The organism is Streptomyces sp. H27-H5 (assembly GCF_026627505.1).
Taxonomy (GTDB): Bacteria; Actinomycetota; Actinomycetes; order Streptomycetales; family Streptomycetaceae; genus Streptomyces.
Window position 1 is genome coordinate 1 of record NZ_JAPNLK010000065.1, and the last position, 16,029, is coordinate 16,029.

At 73.3% G+C, this 16,029-nt stretch carries 17 protein-coding genes; 10 read left to right on the plus strand and 7 right to left on the minus strand.

The genetic code is table 11. The features are described 5' to 3' along the window. Window positions 1-123: 123 nt before the first annotated feature. Both OTB19_RS28075 and OTB19_RS28080 read right to left on the minus strand, forming a co-directional pair. A complete protein-coding gene (locus tag OTB19_RS28075; protein WP_053678436.1) occupies window positions 124-792 on the minus strand; it encodes a response regulator in 669 nt (222 codons plus the stop codon). 17 nt (window positions 793-809) lie between these two features. After that, on the minus strand, window positions 810-2,012 hold the full coding sequence (locus OTB19_RS28080; RefSeq protein WP_267801290.1) for a sensor histidine kinase: 1,203 nt from the start codon (window positions 2,010-2,012) through the stop codon (window positions 810-812). A gap of 107 nt (window positions 2,013-2,119) precedes the next feature. Here OTB19_RS28080 and OTB19_RS28085 point away from each other — a divergent pair, with 107 nt between their 5' ends. Further along, a complete protein-coding gene (locus OTB19_RS28085; protein ID WP_267801291.1) occupies window positions 2,120-3,118 on the plus strand; it encodes an SAM-dependent methyltransferase in 999 nt (332 codons plus the stop codon). A 43-nt stretch (window positions 3,119-3,161) separates the two neighbouring features. Here OTB19_RS28085 and OTB19_RS28090 read toward each other — a convergent pair whose 3' ends face one another. After that, window positions 3,162-4,712, minus strand: a complete 1,551-nt coding sequence (locus tag OTB19_RS28090; protein WP_267801292.1) for a M28 family metallopeptidase — start codon at window positions 4,710-4,712, stop codon at window positions 3,162-3,164. Window positions 4,713-4,898: 186 nt separating this feature from the next. Further along, a complete protein-coding gene (locus OTB19_RS28095) occupies window positions 4,899-6,023 on the minus strand; it encodes a DUF5937 family protein (protein ID WP_267801293.1) in 1,125 nt (374 codons plus the stop codon). Window positions 6,024-6,187: 164 nt separating this feature from the next. On the opposite strand from OTB19_RS28095, the gene OTB19_RS28100 reads away from it, so the two are divergent. Next, complete coding sequence (locus tag OTB19_RS28100; protein ID WP_267801294.1) at window positions 6,188-6,397, plus strand: hypothetical protein; 210 nt, start codon at window positions 6,188-6,190, stop codon at window positions 6,395-6,397. 116 nt (window positions 6,398-6,513) lie between these two features. Here the strand turns inward: OTB19_RS28100 and OTB19_RS28105 are convergent, their stop codons facing one another. Then, on the minus strand, window positions 6,514-7,638 hold the full coding sequence (locus OTB19_RS28105) for a threonine aldolase family protein (protein ID WP_267801295.1): 1,125 nt from the start codon (window positions 7,636-7,638) through the stop codon (window positions 6,514-6,516). Between the two features lie 97 nt (window positions 7,639-7,735). On the opposite strand from OTB19_RS28105, the gene OTB19_RS28110 reads away from it, so the two are divergent. The 7 genes from OTB19_RS28110 to OTB19_RS28140 all read left to right on the plus strand — a co-directional run bounded on the left by OTB19_RS28110 (window position 7,736) and on the right by OTB19_RS28140 (window position 14,457). Next, the gene (locus OTB19_RS28110; RefSeq protein ID WP_267801296.1) at window positions 7,736-8,680 is read left to right on the plus strand and encodes a Rossmann-like and DUF2520 domain-containing protein; all 945 of its coding nucleotides are present in this window, start codon (window positions 7,736-7,738) and stop codon (window positions 8,678-8,680) included. Beyond that, the gene (gene panC / locus OTB19_RS28115; protein ID WP_267801297.1) at window positions 8,677-9,672 is read left to right on the plus strand and encodes a pantoate--beta-alanine ligase; all 996 of its coding nucleotides are present in this window, start codon (window positions 8,677-8,679) and stop codon (window positions 9,670-9,672) included. The genes OTB19_RS28110 and panC overlap by 4 nt, the downstream gene beginning before the upstream one ends. After that, entirely contained in the window at window positions 9,669-11,399 is a 1,731-nt protein-coding gene (locus tag OTB19_RS28120) for an L-aspartate oxidase (protein ID WP_267801298.1), read from the plus strand. The genes panC and OTB19_RS28120 overlap by 4 nt, the downstream gene beginning before the upstream one ends. A gap of 44 nt (window positions 11,400-11,443) precedes the next feature. Then, window positions 11,444-12,397 (plus strand): carboxylating nicotinate-nucleotide diphosphorylase, encoded by a 954-nt coding sequence (nadC, locus tag OTB19_RS28125; protein WP_267801329.1) that lies wholly within the window; start codon window positions 11,444-11,446, stop codon window positions 12,395-12,397. A gap of 3 nt (window positions 12,398-12,400) precedes the next feature. Continuing rightward, window positions 12,401-13,210 carry a type III pantothenate kinase gene (locus tag OTB19_RS28130; protein ID WP_053678414.1) on the plus strand — a complete coding sequence of 270 codons (810 nt, stop codon included), beginning with the start codon at window positions 12,401-12,403 and terminating at the stop codon, window positions 13,208-13,210. Window positions 13,211-13,408: 198 nt separating this feature from the next. Further along, window positions 13,409-14,161, plus strand: a complete 753-nt coding sequence (locus OTB19_RS28135) for a GntR family transcriptional regulator (RefSeq protein ID WP_267801299.1) — start codon at window positions 13,409-13,411, stop codon at window positions 14,159-14,161. Window positions 14,162-14,259: 98 nt separating this feature from the next. Further along, the gene (locus OTB19_RS28140) at window positions 14,260-14,457 is read left to right on the plus strand and encodes a DUF397 domain-containing protein (RefSeq protein ID WP_267801300.1); all 198 of its coding nucleotides are present in this window, start codon (window positions 14,260-14,262) and stop codon (window positions 14,455-14,457) included. Window positions 14,458-14,545: 88 nt separating this feature from the next. Here the strand turns inward: OTB19_RS28140 and OTB19_RS28145 are convergent, their stop codons facing one another. Both OTB19_RS28145 and OTB19_RS28150 read right to left on the minus strand, forming a co-directional pair. Next, window positions 14,546-14,857 (minus strand): winged helix-turn-helix domain-containing protein, encoded by a 312-nt coding sequence (locus tag OTB19_RS28145; protein WP_267801301.1) that lies wholly within the window; start codon window positions 14,855-14,857, stop codon window positions 14,546-14,548. After that, window positions 14,854-15,249 carry a hypothetical protein gene (locus OTB19_RS28150; protein ID WP_267801302.1) on the minus strand — a complete coding sequence of 132 codons (396 nt, stop codon included), beginning with the start codon at window positions 15,247-15,249 and terminating at the stop codon, window positions 14,854-14,856. The genes OTB19_RS28145 and OTB19_RS28150 overlap by 4 nt, the downstream gene beginning before the upstream one ends. A 149-nt stretch (window positions 15,250-15,398) precedes the next feature. Between OTB19_RS28150 and OTB19_RS28155 the strand changes: the two genes are divergently transcribed. Further along, the gene (locus OTB19_RS28155) at window positions 15,399-16,016 is read left to right on the plus strand and encodes a hypothetical protein (protein WP_267801303.1); all 618 of its coding nucleotides are present in this window, start codon (window positions 15,399-15,401) and stop codon (window positions 16,014-16,016) included. Window positions 16,017-16,029 lie beyond the last annotated feature (13 nt).

Here is a 16,029-nt window from a genome sequence, read left to right on the forward strand (position 1 = left end):
CCGGCACCGACATCGGCCACCCCAACGACGCCTTCGACACCGCCGCCATCGTCCACCTCGCCGACCACGAGGCGTGACCGCACCCAACCCGCCCAACCGGAAAAGGACCTGCAACGCGCTGCACTAGAGGCCGCCGGCGCGGACCAGCCCCGTCTCGTACGCCAGGACCACGACCTGTACCCGGTCGCGCAGGCCCAGCTTCGTCAGGATGCGGCCCACGTGCGTCTTGACGGTGGCCTCCGAGAGGACCAGTCGCGCCGCGATCTCGCCGTTCGACAGGCCCTGCGCCACCAGCAGCATGACCTCGCGCTCGCGCTCGGTCAGCCGCTCCACGTCCTTGTTCCGCGGCTCCGCCGTCGTGGTCGGCAGCATCGGCGCGAAGCGGTCCAGCAGGCGCCGGGTCGTGGACGGGGCGACGACGGCGTCGCCGCTGTGCACCGAGCGGATCGCGGCCAGCAGTTCCGCCGGCGGGACGTCCTTGAGCATGAAGCCGCTCGCGCCGGCCTTCAGCCCGGAGAACGCGTACTCGTCCAGGTCGAACGTGGTCAGGATGATGACCTTGGGGTGTTCCTCGGGTTCGCAGATGCGCCGGGTCGCCTCGACCCCGTCGAGCCGCGGCATCCGGACGTCCATCAGCACCACGTCCACCTTCGTGGCCCGCAGCACCTCCAGCGCCTCCAGGCCGTCCCCGGCCTCGGCGACCACGTCCATGTCCGGCTGGGCGGCCAGCACCATTCGGAAGCCGGTGCGCAGCAGCACCTGATCGTCGACCAGCATCACTCGGATGGACATCGGTTACCTCGTCCTCGTCATCTCTTCTTGAGCGGGAGCAGTGCGCTGACCCGGAAGCCGCCGCCTGGACGCGGGCCCGCGTCCAGGGTGCCTCCGACCATACCGATGCGTTCCCGCATGCCGATCAGCCCGTGTCCGGCGCCGTCGGCGCCGCCGTCCTCGTACAGTTCGTGGGCCGCGCCCCGGCCGTCGTCCTCCACGAGCAGGCCCAGCCCGTCGTCGAAGTAGACCAGCCGGACGCTGGCGCTCGCCCCGGGGCCCCCGTGCTTGCGCGTGTTGGTCAGCGCCTCCTGCACGATCCGGTACGCGGTCAGTTCGACCCCGCTCGGCAGCCGGCGGGGGGCGCCCTCGACCTCGAAGTCCACCGTGAGGCCCGCGGCCCGTACCTGCTCGACCAGGACCTCGATCTGTTCCACGTCCGGCTGCGGCACGTAGTCCTCGGACTCCTGCGGTTCGCCGGTGCGCAGCACGCCCAGCAGTCGCCGCATCTCGGCCAGTGCCTGCCGGCCGGTGCCGGAGATGGTCTGGAGGGCCTCCTTGGCCTGTTCCGGGGCCACGTCCATGACGTACGCGGCGCCGTCGGCCTGCACCACCATCACCGACACGTTGTGCGCGACGACGTCGTGCAGCTCGCGGGCGATCCGGGCGCGTTCGGTGGTGACGGCCGCCTTGGCCTGGGCCTCGCGCTCCTTCTCCAGGCGCTGGTTGCGTTCGACGAGCTGGGCGTAGTAGGCCCGGCGGGTGCGCACGGAGTCGCCGAGTACCCAGGCGAGGGCGAAGGGCACGACGGCGAAGAGCGCCCCGATGACGTTGTCGCCGGTCTCGCCCCGGTCCACGTGGAAGCGCAGGAAGTACAGGGGGGACGCGGTCAGCCCGATGCCGAACGCCACCCGGGACAGCCGGCGCGAGACGTCCGCGGAGGCCGCGACCGTGTACAGGATGATCAGCATCCCGAAGTCGCCGAGGTGTGGATCGGTGCGGGTCAGCAACTGGTAGACGCCGGTGCCGACGGCCAGCCAGAACATCGGCACGGTCCACTTGCGGCGCAGGGCCACCACCGCGCTCATCGCGATCACCGAGGGGACGGCGATCAGGCGGGTGGCGGTGCTGCTCAGACCGCTGTTGGCGACTTCCAGCAGAGAGACCCCGAAGAGCAGCGCAGCCCAGAAGCTGTCGACGCCCGTCGGGTGTCTGCGGAGGAAGTCGTAGAGACGCTGCACGTAACCCAGAGTAGGCAAAGCGGATAGGTGCTGGAGTCAACCAGAGGGGCGATCCGTTGAGGGATGAAGTACACCCGAAGGTGGAGGGTGAGCCTAGCCTTGGGTCGATGAGCACTCAGGGCGAACGCGCGGTTCCGGTCCGTTGGCGGTCGGCGATGGAGGCCGCGCTGTACGGCCCCGACGGCTTCTACACACGTCCCGGCGGCCCGGGTCCCGCGGGGCACTTCCGCACCTCCGTGCACGCCTCGCGGCTGTACGCGGGAGCCGTCGCCCGGCTCCTCCTCGCGGTGGACGAGGCCCTCGGGCGCCCTCGGGGGCTGGACCTGGTCGACATGGGGGCCGGGCGCGGCGAACTGCTCACCGGGGTGCTGGCCGCCCTGCCCCCGGATGCGGCCGCACGGGTGCGTCCGTACGCCGTCGAGCGCGCGGCCCGGCCCGAGGGGCTGGACCCCCGGATCCACTGGGTCCCCGTACCGCCCGAACGGACGACGGGGCTGTTGTTCGCCAACGAGTGGCTGGACAACGTGCCGCTGGAGATCGCCGAGGACGGCCGCTACGTCACGGTCGCGCCCGACGGCACGGAGAGCCCCGGCGGGCCCCTGGAGGAGGCGGACCGGGCCTGGCTGGAGCGGTGGTGGCCCGGGGCGGGCCGGGCCGAGATCGGCCGGTCCCGCGACGAGGCCTGGGCGGCGGCCGCCGCGACCTTGGAGCGGGGCCTGGCGGTGGCGGTGGACTACGCCCACACCCGGGAGGCCCGGCCCCCGTTCGGCACGCTCACCGGCTTCCGCGCGGGCCGGGAGGTCCCCCCGGTCCCGGACGGCGGGTGCGACGTCACCGCCCACGTCGCGCTGGACGCCTGCGCGGGACCGGGCGCGACCCTGCTCACGCAGCGCCGGGCCCTGGCGCTCCTCGGGGTCTCGGGCGGCCGGCCACCGCTGGCCCTGGCCTCGACGGACCCGGTGGCGTACGTCCGCGCCCTGTCGGCGGCGGGCGAGGCGGCGGAACTCACCGCGCGCGGAGGCCTGGGCGACTTCGGCTGGCTGGTCCAGCCGGTCGGCATCGCGCCCTGGCCGGCCGGGCACGGCGAAGGGGCCGGGACGCCCTGACGGGATCCCGACCCCTCCCACCTCATCCGCTCCCGACCGCGTGCTACCGCTCCGTGTGGTGGTCGTGCCCGGGGCGCAGACCCCCGCCGTTGCCCGAGCCGGTGCTCGGCTTCGAGACGACCGGCTGCGACAGCGGGGCCAGGTCGTAGGCGTAGTGGCCGACCGCGTTCGCGATGACGTCGACGTTGATGTCGAGCGCCTTCTGGTCGATGTTGTTGATGTCGTCGCCCTTGCCGTGGTAGTTCACGTCGTAGGCGACCCCGGCCTGACCGCCGAACTTCGCGGCCTGCTCGGCGGTCTTGATGCCCTCGGCGCCCGTGTCCGTACCACCGGACGGGATGCCGGCCTCGATGAACGGGCCGTAGTCCGAGCGGCCGGTGAAGTCCGAGCCCTCGTGCGGGATGCGCTGCGCGTCGAGGAAGTCGGTGATGCCCTTCTCCAACTGCGCGGAGCCCTCGGGGCCGGGGCCCGAGCCGACCTTGTCCGAGTCGTCGCCGTCGTAGACGAAGTAGGCGGCGTTCGGCGAGGCGATCATGTCGAAGTTCAGGTAGAGCTTGATCTGCTTCTTCTGCGCGTCCGTCAGACCGGCCACGTACGCCTCGGAGCCGAGCAGGCCGAACTCCTCCGCCGACCACCAGGCGAACTTGACCTTGTTCTTGATCTTCGTCTGGCTGCTCGCGAGGCGCTGTGCGACCTGGAGGATGCCGGCCGAGCCGGATCCGTTGTCGTTGATGCCGGGCCCCTCCGAGACCGAGTCCAGGTGCGCGCCCAGGAAGACGGTGTTGTTCTCGTCGCCACCCCGCGTCTCGGCGACGACGTTGTACGTCTTGCGGTTCTCGCGCAACTCGCGGATGTCCAGGGTGATCGACACCGGACCGGCGGCCGCCTCGGCGGCGAGCTTCTCGCCCTCCGCCTGGGTCACGCCGCCCGTCGGGACCTTGCCCGCGTCCGCGGCGCCCAGGGTGCCGTTCAGCGCGCCCTCGGTGTTGTTGTAGATGACCGCGCCGACCGCGCCGGCCGTCGCCGCGTTCGCCTGCTTCACCGCGAAGGTGCAGCCGCCGCGCTTCACGAGGGCGATCTTGCCGGTGAAGGTGTTGGAGGCGAAGTCGGCGGGCTCGCAGCCGTTCGTGCCGTCGGCGTCCACGGGGGCGACGGCGAGCTGCGCCGTGATGCCTTCCTCGGGGCCGCTCGCGGTGTACGTCATCAGGTTGATCGGAACGTCGCGTTCGGCGTCGCCGTTCACGGTGAGCTTTTCCGAGATGGTTTCGACATACACGAAGTCGAACTCGTTCTTCGTGACCTTGTATCCCGCCGCGCGCAGCACGGCTTCGACGTACTGGGCGGATTGCACGTGGCCCTTGGAACCGGCCACCCGGGTGCCCTTGTTGTAGTCGGCGATCGACTGGAAGACCTTCAGGTGGTTGTGGGCGCCCTTGCCCGTCGCCTCCTTGACCAGCTTCTTGGCCAACGCGTCGCCCTTGGCGGCGTCGCTCTGGGGGCCGGTGGCACCGGCGGGACCGGCGAGGAGCAGCGGGGAGACGAGAGCCACGGCGGCCAAGGCGGCAGTGGCTGCGGCTATACGGCGTGAGGGCATGAAGGTCCTTTCACGACAAGTGCAGGCATACGTGTGGTGTCGCACGGTGCGCGAGGGGGAGTGGTGATCGCACGTTAAACAGCAAGGGGCCACTCTGGCCAGAGTTTTCACTGATTCCGGTTTATGAATTCCGTATATCGGTGAAACTGCGCCGGTGTTAATCGGCCACTGTCCGCAGGTCCGGACCTACCGGAGGATGCCTTCCATGAAGTCGGATCCGAGGCGCGCCACCGCGGTCACGTCCAACTGGTGCTGCGCGTAACGCCCCTGACGGTGCGTGTGCAGCAGCTCGGCCTTCTTGAGCACCGACAGGTGGCGGGACACCTCGGGGGCGGATATGCCGTAGACCGTGGCCAGCTCGCTGGTGGTGTACGGCCCGCGGGCCAGGCTCCGGCACAGCATCATCCGCATCGGGTGCGCCAGGGCCTCCATGCGCCGCCGGAGCAGCTCCACCGAACCGGGCGCGGAAGCCAACTCGGGCGAGCCGAGCGGATAGTGGACCACCGGCCGCCAGCCCGGGGCATGCAGGACCAGCAGGTGCGGCCAGCCGAAGTGGGTCGGTACGAAGACCAGCCCCCGACCCACCCGGGGATCGGTGGCGGTCGCCGAACCGTTGACCATCTTGTCGGCGGTGATCGTGGTCCCGGACCGGTCCAGACTCAACGCCGACGACACCTCCCGCAGCGCGGCCGGCAACCCCTTGTGGCGCAACACCTCCGCCTTGTGGCGCGCGTCCGCGGCCTGCTGCGGGCCGATCCGCCGCCAGACCTCGCCGAAGAACGCCTCGTGGCAGTCCTCCAGCAGCCGCCGCATCCACACCCGCACGGCGGCGGTGTCGTCCAACAGGCGCAGCGAGAACTGCAACTGGCGGGGCCCGCGCGCGGCGGCCGTCTCCAACGCCTTGGCGCGCGAGGCCGCGTCGTGGAGCGGGGAGGCGACCCCGCCCTCGTTGTAGAGGGCCAGCCAGCAGTGTTCCAGGGCGGCGATCACGAACCGCTCGTCGTCGAGCCGGTCGAGTACGTCGAGTTCCTCGGCCAGCGTCCCGGCGGGCAGGCCCGAGCCGCCGGGCACCCCGGCGAAGGGCATGAACACGTCCGAGAACGAACTCCGCCACATGAAGTCGGCTTCCAGCAGCCGATCGGCGAGGGAGGGGTCGAGGCCGGCCCGCGTGGCGTTCGCCCACGACTGGAGCCCGGGGTGGTGCGCGGGCTGGGAGAGCGCGTGCAGGGCCATGCAGAGCTCGGCGAGCGGGGAGGGCGCGAACGCGATCCGCTCCGCGGGGAGCCCGGCGATGTCGATGGTGACGCTCATCGCCCCATTCTGTCGGGTGCGGGTCGGCCGGGCGTGCGCCGGGGGGCGTCGGACCGGCGCACGGGAAGCCGTCCTTCAGGCCGCTCACCGGGCGGAATCCGGTTCGATTGACGAGGAGCGTCAATCGACGGGACGGGTGCGGCCGAGGGGGTGAGGGTGGAGCCATGAGCGCGATCGAGCAGTACCTCCTCGACACCTACCGGGCCTCCCAGCACGGGACGCCCATGCCGCCGCCGCCCGGCCGTGACGACGTGGCCGTCATCCGCGAGGCCCGCGACCGGGCCCGCTTCCACGCGGTCCTCGCCGGCCGCCCCGCCCACCACCGGCTGACCCGGGCCGTCCGCCGGCTCTTCTCCCGACCCCGCTCCTGCTGACCGGGCCGGGCGGCCGAGGGCTCGGCAGCCGGGCAGGCCGGGAGCCCGCCGGGCCGGTGAAGCGGCCCCCTCCAGCCCCCTGGGACCGCCCGCCCGGCCGCCTGCCGTCCCGCCCGCTACAAGCGGGCCACGAAGTCCGCCACCGCCGCCCGGACATCGGCCCCGGTCCACTCCAGCCCCGGCTCCGTGACCTCCAGCTCCGCCATCGACAGCCCCGGCGGCCCCTCCGCCGACCAGCGGCGGAACAGCACCGTCCCCGTCTCCTCCGCCTGCCGCAGGCCCGCCTCCGTCAGCCGGTCCGCGTCGTACGGCAGCCACACCTGGAACTGGTGCGTGTGCGGCTCCTCCGGATGGACCCGGAACCAGGGCACCCCGGCCGCCGCGAAGCCCTCCCGCAGGGCCCCGGCGACGATCCGCGCCCGCTCCACGTACGACGGCAGCCGCGGCAGCTCCCGCTCCAGCCCCGCCAGCGCGGACAGCGCCTGCGGGAACTGCCGGAAGATCTGGCCCCCGTACCGGTGCCGCCACACCCGCGCCTCCGCGACCAGCTCCGCGGACCCCGCCAGCGCGGCGCCGCTCAGGCCGCCGAGCGACTTGTAGAAGGACACGTACACGGAGTCCGCGAGCCCCGCGATCTCCGACAGCGGCCGCCCGAAGTGCGTCGTGGACTCCCACAGCCGCGCCCCGTCGAAGTGCACCACCGCGTCCCGCGCCCGGGCCGCGTCCACCAGCGCCGTCAACTCCTCCCACGTCGGCAGGAGGAACCCCGCGTCCCGCAGCGGCAGCTCCAGCATCAACGTGCCGAAGGGCTCCGCGACCTCCGCGACCTCCTGCGGCGTGGGCTGCCTCGGGTCCCGCGTCGGGTACACCGTCCGCAACCCCGAGACCACCGACAGCGCCCCGCCCTCCCACAGCTCCGGATGGCCCATGGGGTGCAGGGCCACCACCGGGTTCCCGGTACGTCCCGCCCAGCACCGCAGCGCGATCTGCTGCGCCATCGTCCCCGACGGGAAGAACGCCGCGTCCGCCGTCCCCAGCAGCTCGGCGACCCGCTCCTCCAGCCTGGCCACCACCCCGTCGCCGTACACGTCGGCGGGCTCGTCCGGGTCGGCGGCCGCCGCCTGCGGCAGGGCCGCGAGCAGCTCGCCCACCGTCGGCTCCAGCAGGCTCCGCGAGAGGGTCCGACCCGCTCCGCGCCACGCCGCGACCAGCCGCTTCGTACGGTCTTCATCAGCAGTCATGCCCCGATCATCGCCGACCGGCCGACACGCCCAGGGGCTAGCATGGCGGCGTATCGTCCGGTACCCCCCGCGGACTGGAACGGAAGGCATTCCCCGCGTGAACGCACCCCTTCAGACGGAGCCCAGGGATCCGTCGGACCGCCCCGCACGGCTCACCGTCGGCGTCGTCGGCGCCGGCCGGGTCGGCCCCGCGCTGGCCCGCGCCCTCCAGCAGGCCGGACACCGCCCCGTCGCCGTGTCCGGAGTGTCCGAGGCGTCCCGCCGGCGAGCCGCCCGACTGCTGCCCGACGTGCCCGTCGTACCGCCCGCCGAGGTCCTGGAGCGGGCCGAGCTGGTCCTGCTCACCGTCCCCGACGACGCACTCCCCTCCCTGGTCGAGGGCCTCGTCGAGACCGGCGCGATCCGCCCCGGCCGGCTCCTCGTCCACACCTCCGGGCGGTACGGGACCGCCGTGCTGGACCCCGCCCGCCGCGCGGGCGCCCTGCCGCTGGCCCTGCACCCCGTGATGACGTTCACCGGCACCGAGGTCGACGTGCAGCGCCTTGCCGGCTGCTCCTTCGGCGTCACCGCCCCCCAGGAGCTGCGGCTCGCCGCCGAGGCCCTGGTCATCGAGATGGGCGGCGAGCCCGAGTGGATCGCCGAGGAGAGCCGTCCGCTCTACCACGCGGCCCTCGCCCTCGGCGCGAACCACCTGGTCACCCTGGTCGCCCAATCGATGGAACTGCTGCGCACGGCCGGCGTCGAACACCCCGACCGGATGCTCGGCCCGCTCCTCGGCGCCGCCCTCGACAACGCCCTGCGTTCCGGCGACGCGGCCCTCACCGGCCCCGTCGCCCGCGGTGACGCCGGCACCGTCGCCGCCCACGTCCTCGAACTGCGCCGGCACGCCCCCGGAGCCGTCGCCGGCTACCTGGCGATGGCCCGCACCACCGCCGACCGGGCCCTCGCGCACGGCCTGCTCAAGCCCGAACTCGCCGAGGACCTGCTGGGCGTGCTCGCCGACGGCGGCGACGGCGTCGGCCCGGAGGGCGAACGCCGATGACCGGCCCCCTGCTCCTGAACACCGCCGGGGAACTGCACGGCCTCGCCCGCCCCGGCCGCCGCGCCGTCGTCATGACCATGGGCGCCCTGCACGACGGCCACGCCTCCCTGATCCGCACGGCCCGCGACCTCGCCGGCGCCGACGGCCAGGTCGTCGTCACCGTCTTCGTGAACCCCCTCCAGTTCGGGGCGAACGAGGACCTCGACCGCTACCCCCGCACCCTGGACGCCGACCTGCGCATCGCCGCCCACGCCGGCGCCGACGCGGTGTTCGCCCCGGCCGCGGACGAGGTCTACCCGGGCGGCGACCCCCAGGTCCGGATCACCGCCGGCCCCATGGGCGGCCGCCTCGAAGGCGCCACCCGCCCCGGCCACTTCGACGGCATGCTGACCGTCGTCGCGAAGCTGCTCCACCTCACCCGCCCCGACCTGGCCCTCTTCGGCCAGAAGGACGCCCAGCAACTGGCCCTGATCCGGCGCATGGTGACCGACCTGAACTTCCCCGTCGAGGTGGTCGGCGTACCCACCGCCCGCGAGGACGACGGCCTCGCGCTGTCCTCCCGCAACCGCTACCTCTCCCCGGCGGAACGCCGCACGGCCCTCGCCCTGTCCCGCGCCCTGTTCGCGGGCCGCGACCGCCTCGCCGCCCAGGCCGCGCTGCGCGCCCGCGCCGAGGCCTCCCCGGCCAGCGACGAACGCGCCACTGCCCTGGCCCGGCTCGGCGAGATCCGCGCCTCCGCCGACGCGCACGCCGTCTCCGCGGCCGGCTCCGGCCTGCCCGACGCCGTACGGTCCGCCGCCCGACACGTCCTGGAGGACGCGGGCCGGCACGACCCACCGCTGGCCCTGGACTACCTGGCGCTGGTCGACCCCCAGGACTTCACCGACATCGGCCCCGGGTTCACGGGACGGGCCGTGCTGGCCGTCGCCGCCAAGGTGGGCGCGACCCGGCTGATCGACAACATCCCATTGGAGTTCGGAGCACACTCGTGAGCACTGGCAGAAGTGCCGCCGGCACCGGCATACGGCTGCACGCCCCCGCCCCCGGCTGGTCCCTCGACGCGGACGTCGTCGTCGTCGGCTCGGGCGTGGCGGGCCTGACGGTGGCGCTGCGCTGCGCCGCCGCCGGCCGCCGCACGGTCGTGGTCACCAAGGCCCGGCTCGACGACGGATCCACCCGCTGGGCCCAGGGCGGCATCGCCGCCGCCCTCGGCGACGGGGACACCCCCGAGCAGCACCTGGACGACACCCTGGTGGCGGGCGCGGGCCTGTGCGACGAGGCCGCCGTCCGGCTGCTGGTCACCGAGGGGCCGGACGCCGTACGACGCCTCATCTCGACCGGCGCCGTCTTCGACACCTCGGCCGAGACCGGGGAGATAGAGCTGACGCGGGAGGGCGGCCACCACCGCCGCCGGATCGCGCACGCCGGCGGCGACGCCACCGGCGCCGAGATCTCCCGGGCCCTCGTGGAGGCCGTCCAGGACGCGGGCATCGAGACCGTCGAGAACGCGCTCGTCCTGGACCTGCTCCAGGACGCCGAGGGCCGCACCGCCGGCGTCACCCTGCACGTCATGGGCGAGGGGCAGCACGACGGCGTGGGCGCCGTCCACGCCCCCGCCGTGATCCTCGCGACCGGCGGCATGGGCCAGGTCTTCTCGGCCACCACCAACCCGTCCGTGTCCACGGGCGACGGGGTGGCCCTCGCGCTGCGCGCCGGCGCCGAGGTCTCCGACCTCGAATTCGTCCAGTTCCACCCGACGGTGCTGTTCCTCGGCGCCGACGCCGAGGGACAACAGCCGCTGGTCTCCGAGGCCGTCCGCGGCGAGGGCGCCCACCTCGTCGACGCGGACGGCGTGCGCTTCATGGTCGGACAGCACGAACTGGCCGAACTCGCCCCCCGCGACATCGTCGCCAAGGGCATCATGCGCCGCATGCAGGAACAGGGCACCCGGCACATGTACCTGGACGCCCGGCACTTCGGCGCCGAGATGTGGGAGCAGCGCTTCCCCACGATCCTCGCCGCCTGCCGCTCCCACGGCATCGACCCGGTCACCGAGCCCATCCCGGTCGCCCCGGCCGCGCACTACGCGTCGGGCGGCGTACGCACCGACCTGCACGGCCGCACCACGGTGCCCGGCCTGTACGCCTGCGGCGAGGTCGCCTGTACCGGCGTGCACGGCGCGAACCGGCTGGCCTCCAACTCCCTGCTGGAGGGCCTGGTCTTCGCCGAGCGGATCGCGGACGACATCGCCCGCCGGCCGCTCGCGGGCAACGGACCCGGCATCCCCGTGCCGGCCACCGGCCCGCTCCAGCCCGCCGAGGCCCGGTACGAGATCCAGCGCATCATGACGGACGGCGCGGGCGTGCTGCGCTCCGCGGAGTCCCTGGCCACGGCCGCCGCCGCCCTCGAAGACCTGTACGCGGCCGCCCTGAACAACCTCGATGCGCACGGCAAGACCGCCGAACCGGGCGTGGACACCTGGGAGGCCACGAACCTCCTGTGCGTGGCCCGGGTCCTGGTCGCCGCCGGCCGGCGCCGCGAGGAGACCCGCGGCTGCCACTGGCGCGAGGACCACCCCGACCGCGACGACGCCCACTGGCGCCGCCACCTGGTCGTCCGACTGTCCGCGACCGAGAAGCGGGCGCTGGTCGTCACCCCCACCGACTCGGCGGACTTCCCGCCCGTTTCCCACCCCCTCAGCCAGGAGCAGCAAGCGTGAGCACGCACGAGCACGAAGACACCGACCGCACCGCGCACGACGAACTGCCCCTCCTGGGACAGGCCGAGGGCGGCTGCGGCGACGACTGCGCCTGCGGTGACGGCGAGGAGTCCGGCCTGGACCCGGCGCTCGCCGAGCTCCTCGCGGACGCCGGGCTGGACCCGATCGAGGTCGAGGACATCGCGCACATGGCGCTGTCCGAGGACCTCGACGGCGGGGTCGACGTCACCACCGTCGCCACCGTGCCCGAGGACGCCGAGGCCGTCGCGGACTTCATCGCCCGCGAGGACGGCGTCGTGGCCGGCCTGCGGATCGCCGAGGCCGTGTTCTCGGTGGTCTGCACCGAGGCGTTCGAGGTCGAGCGGCACGCCGAGGACGGCGACACCGTCAAGGCGGGCGAGGTGCTGCTGTCCGTCCGCGCCCGTACCCGCGACCTGCTCACGGCCGAGCGCAGCGCCCTGAACATCCTGTGCCGGCTGTCGGGCATCGCGACCGCCACCCGCCGCTGGGCCGACGTCCTGGACGGCACGTCCGCGAAGGTCCGCGACACCCGCAAGACCACTCCGGGCCTGCGCGCGCTGGAGAAGTACGCGGTCCGCTGCGGCGGCGGCGTCAACCACCGCATGTCGCTGTCGGACGCGGCGCTGGTCAAGGACAACCACGTGGTCGCGGCGGGCGGCGTCGCCCAGGCGTTCACGGCCGTCCGCGAGGCCTTCCCCGACGTCCCGATCGAGGTCGAGGTCGACACCCTCGCGCAGATCGGCGAGGTCCTGGACGCGGGCGCCGACCTGATCCTGCTGGACAACTTCACCGTCGAGCAGACCGCCGAGGCCGTCGCGCTGGTCGCCGGCCGCGCCGTCCTGGAGTCCTCCGGCCGGCTGACCCTGGACACCGCCCGCGCCTACGCCGAGACCGGCGTGAACTACCTCGCCGTCGGCGGGCTCACCCACTCCTCGCCGATCCTGGACATCGGCCTCGACCTCCGCGAGGCGGTGTAACCGATGCTCCTCACCATCGACGTGGGCAACACCCACACGGTGCTGGGCCTGTTCGACGGTGACGAGATCGTCGAGCACTGGCGCATCTCCACCGACCCGCGCAGGACGGCCGACGAGATGGCCGTCCTGATGCAGGGCCTGATGGGCATGCACCCGATGCTCGGCACCGAGCTGGGCGACGGCATCCACGGCATCGCGATCTGTTCGACGGTCCCCTCGGTGCTGCACGAACTGCGCGAGGTCACCCGCCGCTACTACGGCGACGTGCCGGCCGTGCTGGTCGAGCCCGGCATCAAGACGGGCGTGCCGATCCTCATGGACAACCCGAAGGAGGTCGGCGCGGACCGCATCATCAACGCGGTCGCGGCCGTCGAGCTCTACGGCGGACCGGCGATCGTCGTCGACTTCGGCACGGCCACCACCTTCGACGCGGTGTCCGCGAAGGGCGAGTACGTCGGCGGGGTGATCTCCCCGGGCATCGAGATCTCGATGGAGGCCCTCGGCGTGCGCGGCGCCCAGCTCCGCAAGATCGAGCTGGCCCGCCCGCGCAACGTCATCGGCAAGTCCACGGTCGAGGCGATGCAGTCGGGCGTGGTCTACGGGTTCGCCGGCCAGGTCGACGGGATCGTGAACCGGATGGCCAAGGAGCTCGCCGGCCCCACCGGCGACCCGGACGACGTCCGCGTGATCGCCACCGGCGGCCTGGCGCCGATCGTCCTCGGCGAGGCCTCGGTGATCGACGACCACGAGCCCTGGCTGACGTTGATCGGGCTGCGGCTGGTCTACGAGCGCAACGCGCCCAACTTCGAGTGAACGCGCGGCGCGACGACGCGTGACGAAAGGCCCCCGCCCACCCGGCCGGGGCCTTTCCCGTCGCCCCTCGCGGCCCCGCGCCGTCCTTCCTCGTCGCGGCGCTTCACCGGCCGTCACGCTGACGCGTCGGGTTCAACCTGATGCATTAGCTTTGTCGGCGTCGGACGCACGTGTTTGCGACGCTCCAGGATGGTCCAAATGCCCCGTGAATCACCGTACTTGCAGGTGGTCGACGCCCTTCGGGCCCGTATCGAGGCGGGCGAGTGGGAGGTCGGCGACAAGCTCCCCTCGCGGTCGCGGTTCGCCGCCGAGTACTCCGTCGGACAGAGCGTCACCCAACGCGCCCTGGAACGGCTGATCATCGAGGGCCTCCTCGAAGGCCGCGCCGGATCCGGGACGTTCGTGCGCACCCCGCGCCGCCGGATGCGCATGGTGCGCACCCGCCGCCGCGTACCGAACTCGGGCAACGCCTTCCGCGCCGAGGCCCTCGAACACGGCTTCGCGGCCTCCTGGGACGCCCGGACCGTCGCCCACACCCCGGCCCCCGACCACATCGCGGCCCGCCTCGCCATCGCCCCCGGCGACCCGTGCGTGATGACCCGCTACGAGTTCATGGCCGACGGCAGTCCCGCCGAACTGTCCCAGTCCTGGGAGCCGATGGCCCTCACCGCAGACACCCCGGTCGTCCTGCCGGAGGACGGGGAGATGCGCGGGGCCGGCGTGGTCGCGCGCATGCGGTCCATCGGCATCACGGTCGCCTCGGTGCTGGAGATACCGCGTCCGTCGCGCGCCAACCAGGCACAGGCCAACCTGCTGGGCATCAGCGTCGGCTCGCTCATCACCGAGATCGAGCGCACGTACCTGGACTCGGACGGCCGCCCGGTGGAGACCGCCGACCTGGTCATCCCCGATTCCCGGTACGAGATCGCGTACGCGTTTCCGATCGAGTGAGCGGGAACTTCCACGGAAATGGCCGAAGTGTGCCCCGGCGGGGGTTACGGTCGGCCCACGACAGGCACCGTGACCCCGTTTCCGTCGGAGGAGACACCATGACCACGACCGCTCGCCCCACCTGGCAGAAGTCGTCCCACTGCGACGACGGCGTCAACTGCGTGTACGTCTCCGCCGCCCCCGGCACCCTGGTCCGGGTGGCCGACCGCTCGGACCCCGCCCACCTCGTGATGGCCACGACGCACGCCGCCTGGGCCGCGTTCCTGGACGGCGTCAAGGCGGACGCCGAGGGCTGAGGCCGCAGGACGCGCCCCGGGCCCGCCAGGCCGTCTCTTTCGGATCTTGCCGGGCGCCGCGGCCCCGGCAAGATCCGAAAGAGACGGCCTAATGCCCCGCGATGGCCCGCAGGGCATCCAGGTGGCGCCGGTAGACGGTCCGCCCCTCCGGGGTCAGCGAGAGCCACGTCCGCGGGCGGCGGGCCACCCGGCCCTTGGCGACGGCCACCAGGCCCGCCTCCTCCAGCGCCGCCACCTGCTTGGACAGCACCGAGTCGGACACCTCCACGAGGTCGCGCACGAAACCGAACTCGGCCTTGTCGACCGCGGCCAGCGCCGCCGTCACCGACAGCCGCACGGGCGCGTTCAACAGCGGCGCGAGCCCGTGCCGGGGATGGGCGCCCTGCTTCTCCGTGCTCACGCGGCCCGCCTCTCGGTCATCGCGCCCACGGCGGCGGGCAGCGCGCACGCCACCGCGGCCACGACCGTGAACGCCGGGTCGTCCCGGAAGACCCCGGTGCCCAGCACCACGGCCGCCCCGAACACCGCGCCCCAGGTACCGATGACCAGCCCGTGCTTGAGGCCGAACCCGCGCCGGACCACCCGCTGCCGCGCCGCGTACACGCTCAGCCCGCCGACGAGCAGCGTGTTGGCCAGCGTGAAGACGACGGCCTGACCGGCCCCGTGCCAGAGGAGGGACACCGGTACGAGGACCAACTGCCCCACCGCGAACACCCACAGGTAGCGCGCGTACCAGCCACTGCTCAGCAGCGCCGCCGTCTCCATCCGCTTGGCCTCGGCGTACTCGCTCACGGTGTCCCCCTCGTGGCCGGCGGCGCCCGACGGCCGCCGCTTCCTTTCCAGAGTGGCGCGTACTTTCCACATTGGCACGTACCGATCCCGCCGCGCCGCAATCGCCCTAATTAAGGGGATTTAGTCCGATTAGCGCGTATCTTCGGCCCATGCCCACGCCCTACGGATCCCGCGGCGGCATGGCGTTCAGTGCTGCCGAGCTGCACGTGCTCAGGCGCTCGCTCGCCCACGCCCTCCAGTCCTCCACGGCCTCGCTCGCGGCCGTCGAGGTCCAGGCCTGCCTTCGCCTCGCGGCGTCGGTGGACGACGCGGTCGCCGAGGCGGAGAGGCTCAGAGACTTCCTCCTCGCCGACCTCGCCCGCTACAGAGACGCCCTGCCCGGCAGCCTCTCCGGCTATCTGGAGCTGCTCCAGGACGCCCTGGCCGCCGGCTACCAGCCGGTGCCCGATGACCTCGCGGCCCTGCGGGCCCTGCGCCCCAACCCGCTCGCCGCCGCCGTGCTGGAGCGGGCCCAGTCGGTCGCCGAGCGCTCCGTGCGCCGCCGGCTGCGCACGGCTCCCGCCCCCCGGACCCGCCTGCTGGCCCTCGCCGGCGGACGCGAGGACGAACGGGGCGGCGAACCGAAGCCCGCGCCGACCCCGGCCCCCGGGGAGCAGCCGCGCCCCGAGCGGGAGCGGCCCATTCCGACCCCCGGGGAGGTCTTCCCGCCCCGCCGGAAGCCCGCCGCGCCGGGCCGGCCCCCGGCGGACGGCCGCGCCGCCGGGTAGCTAGGCTGGGGGC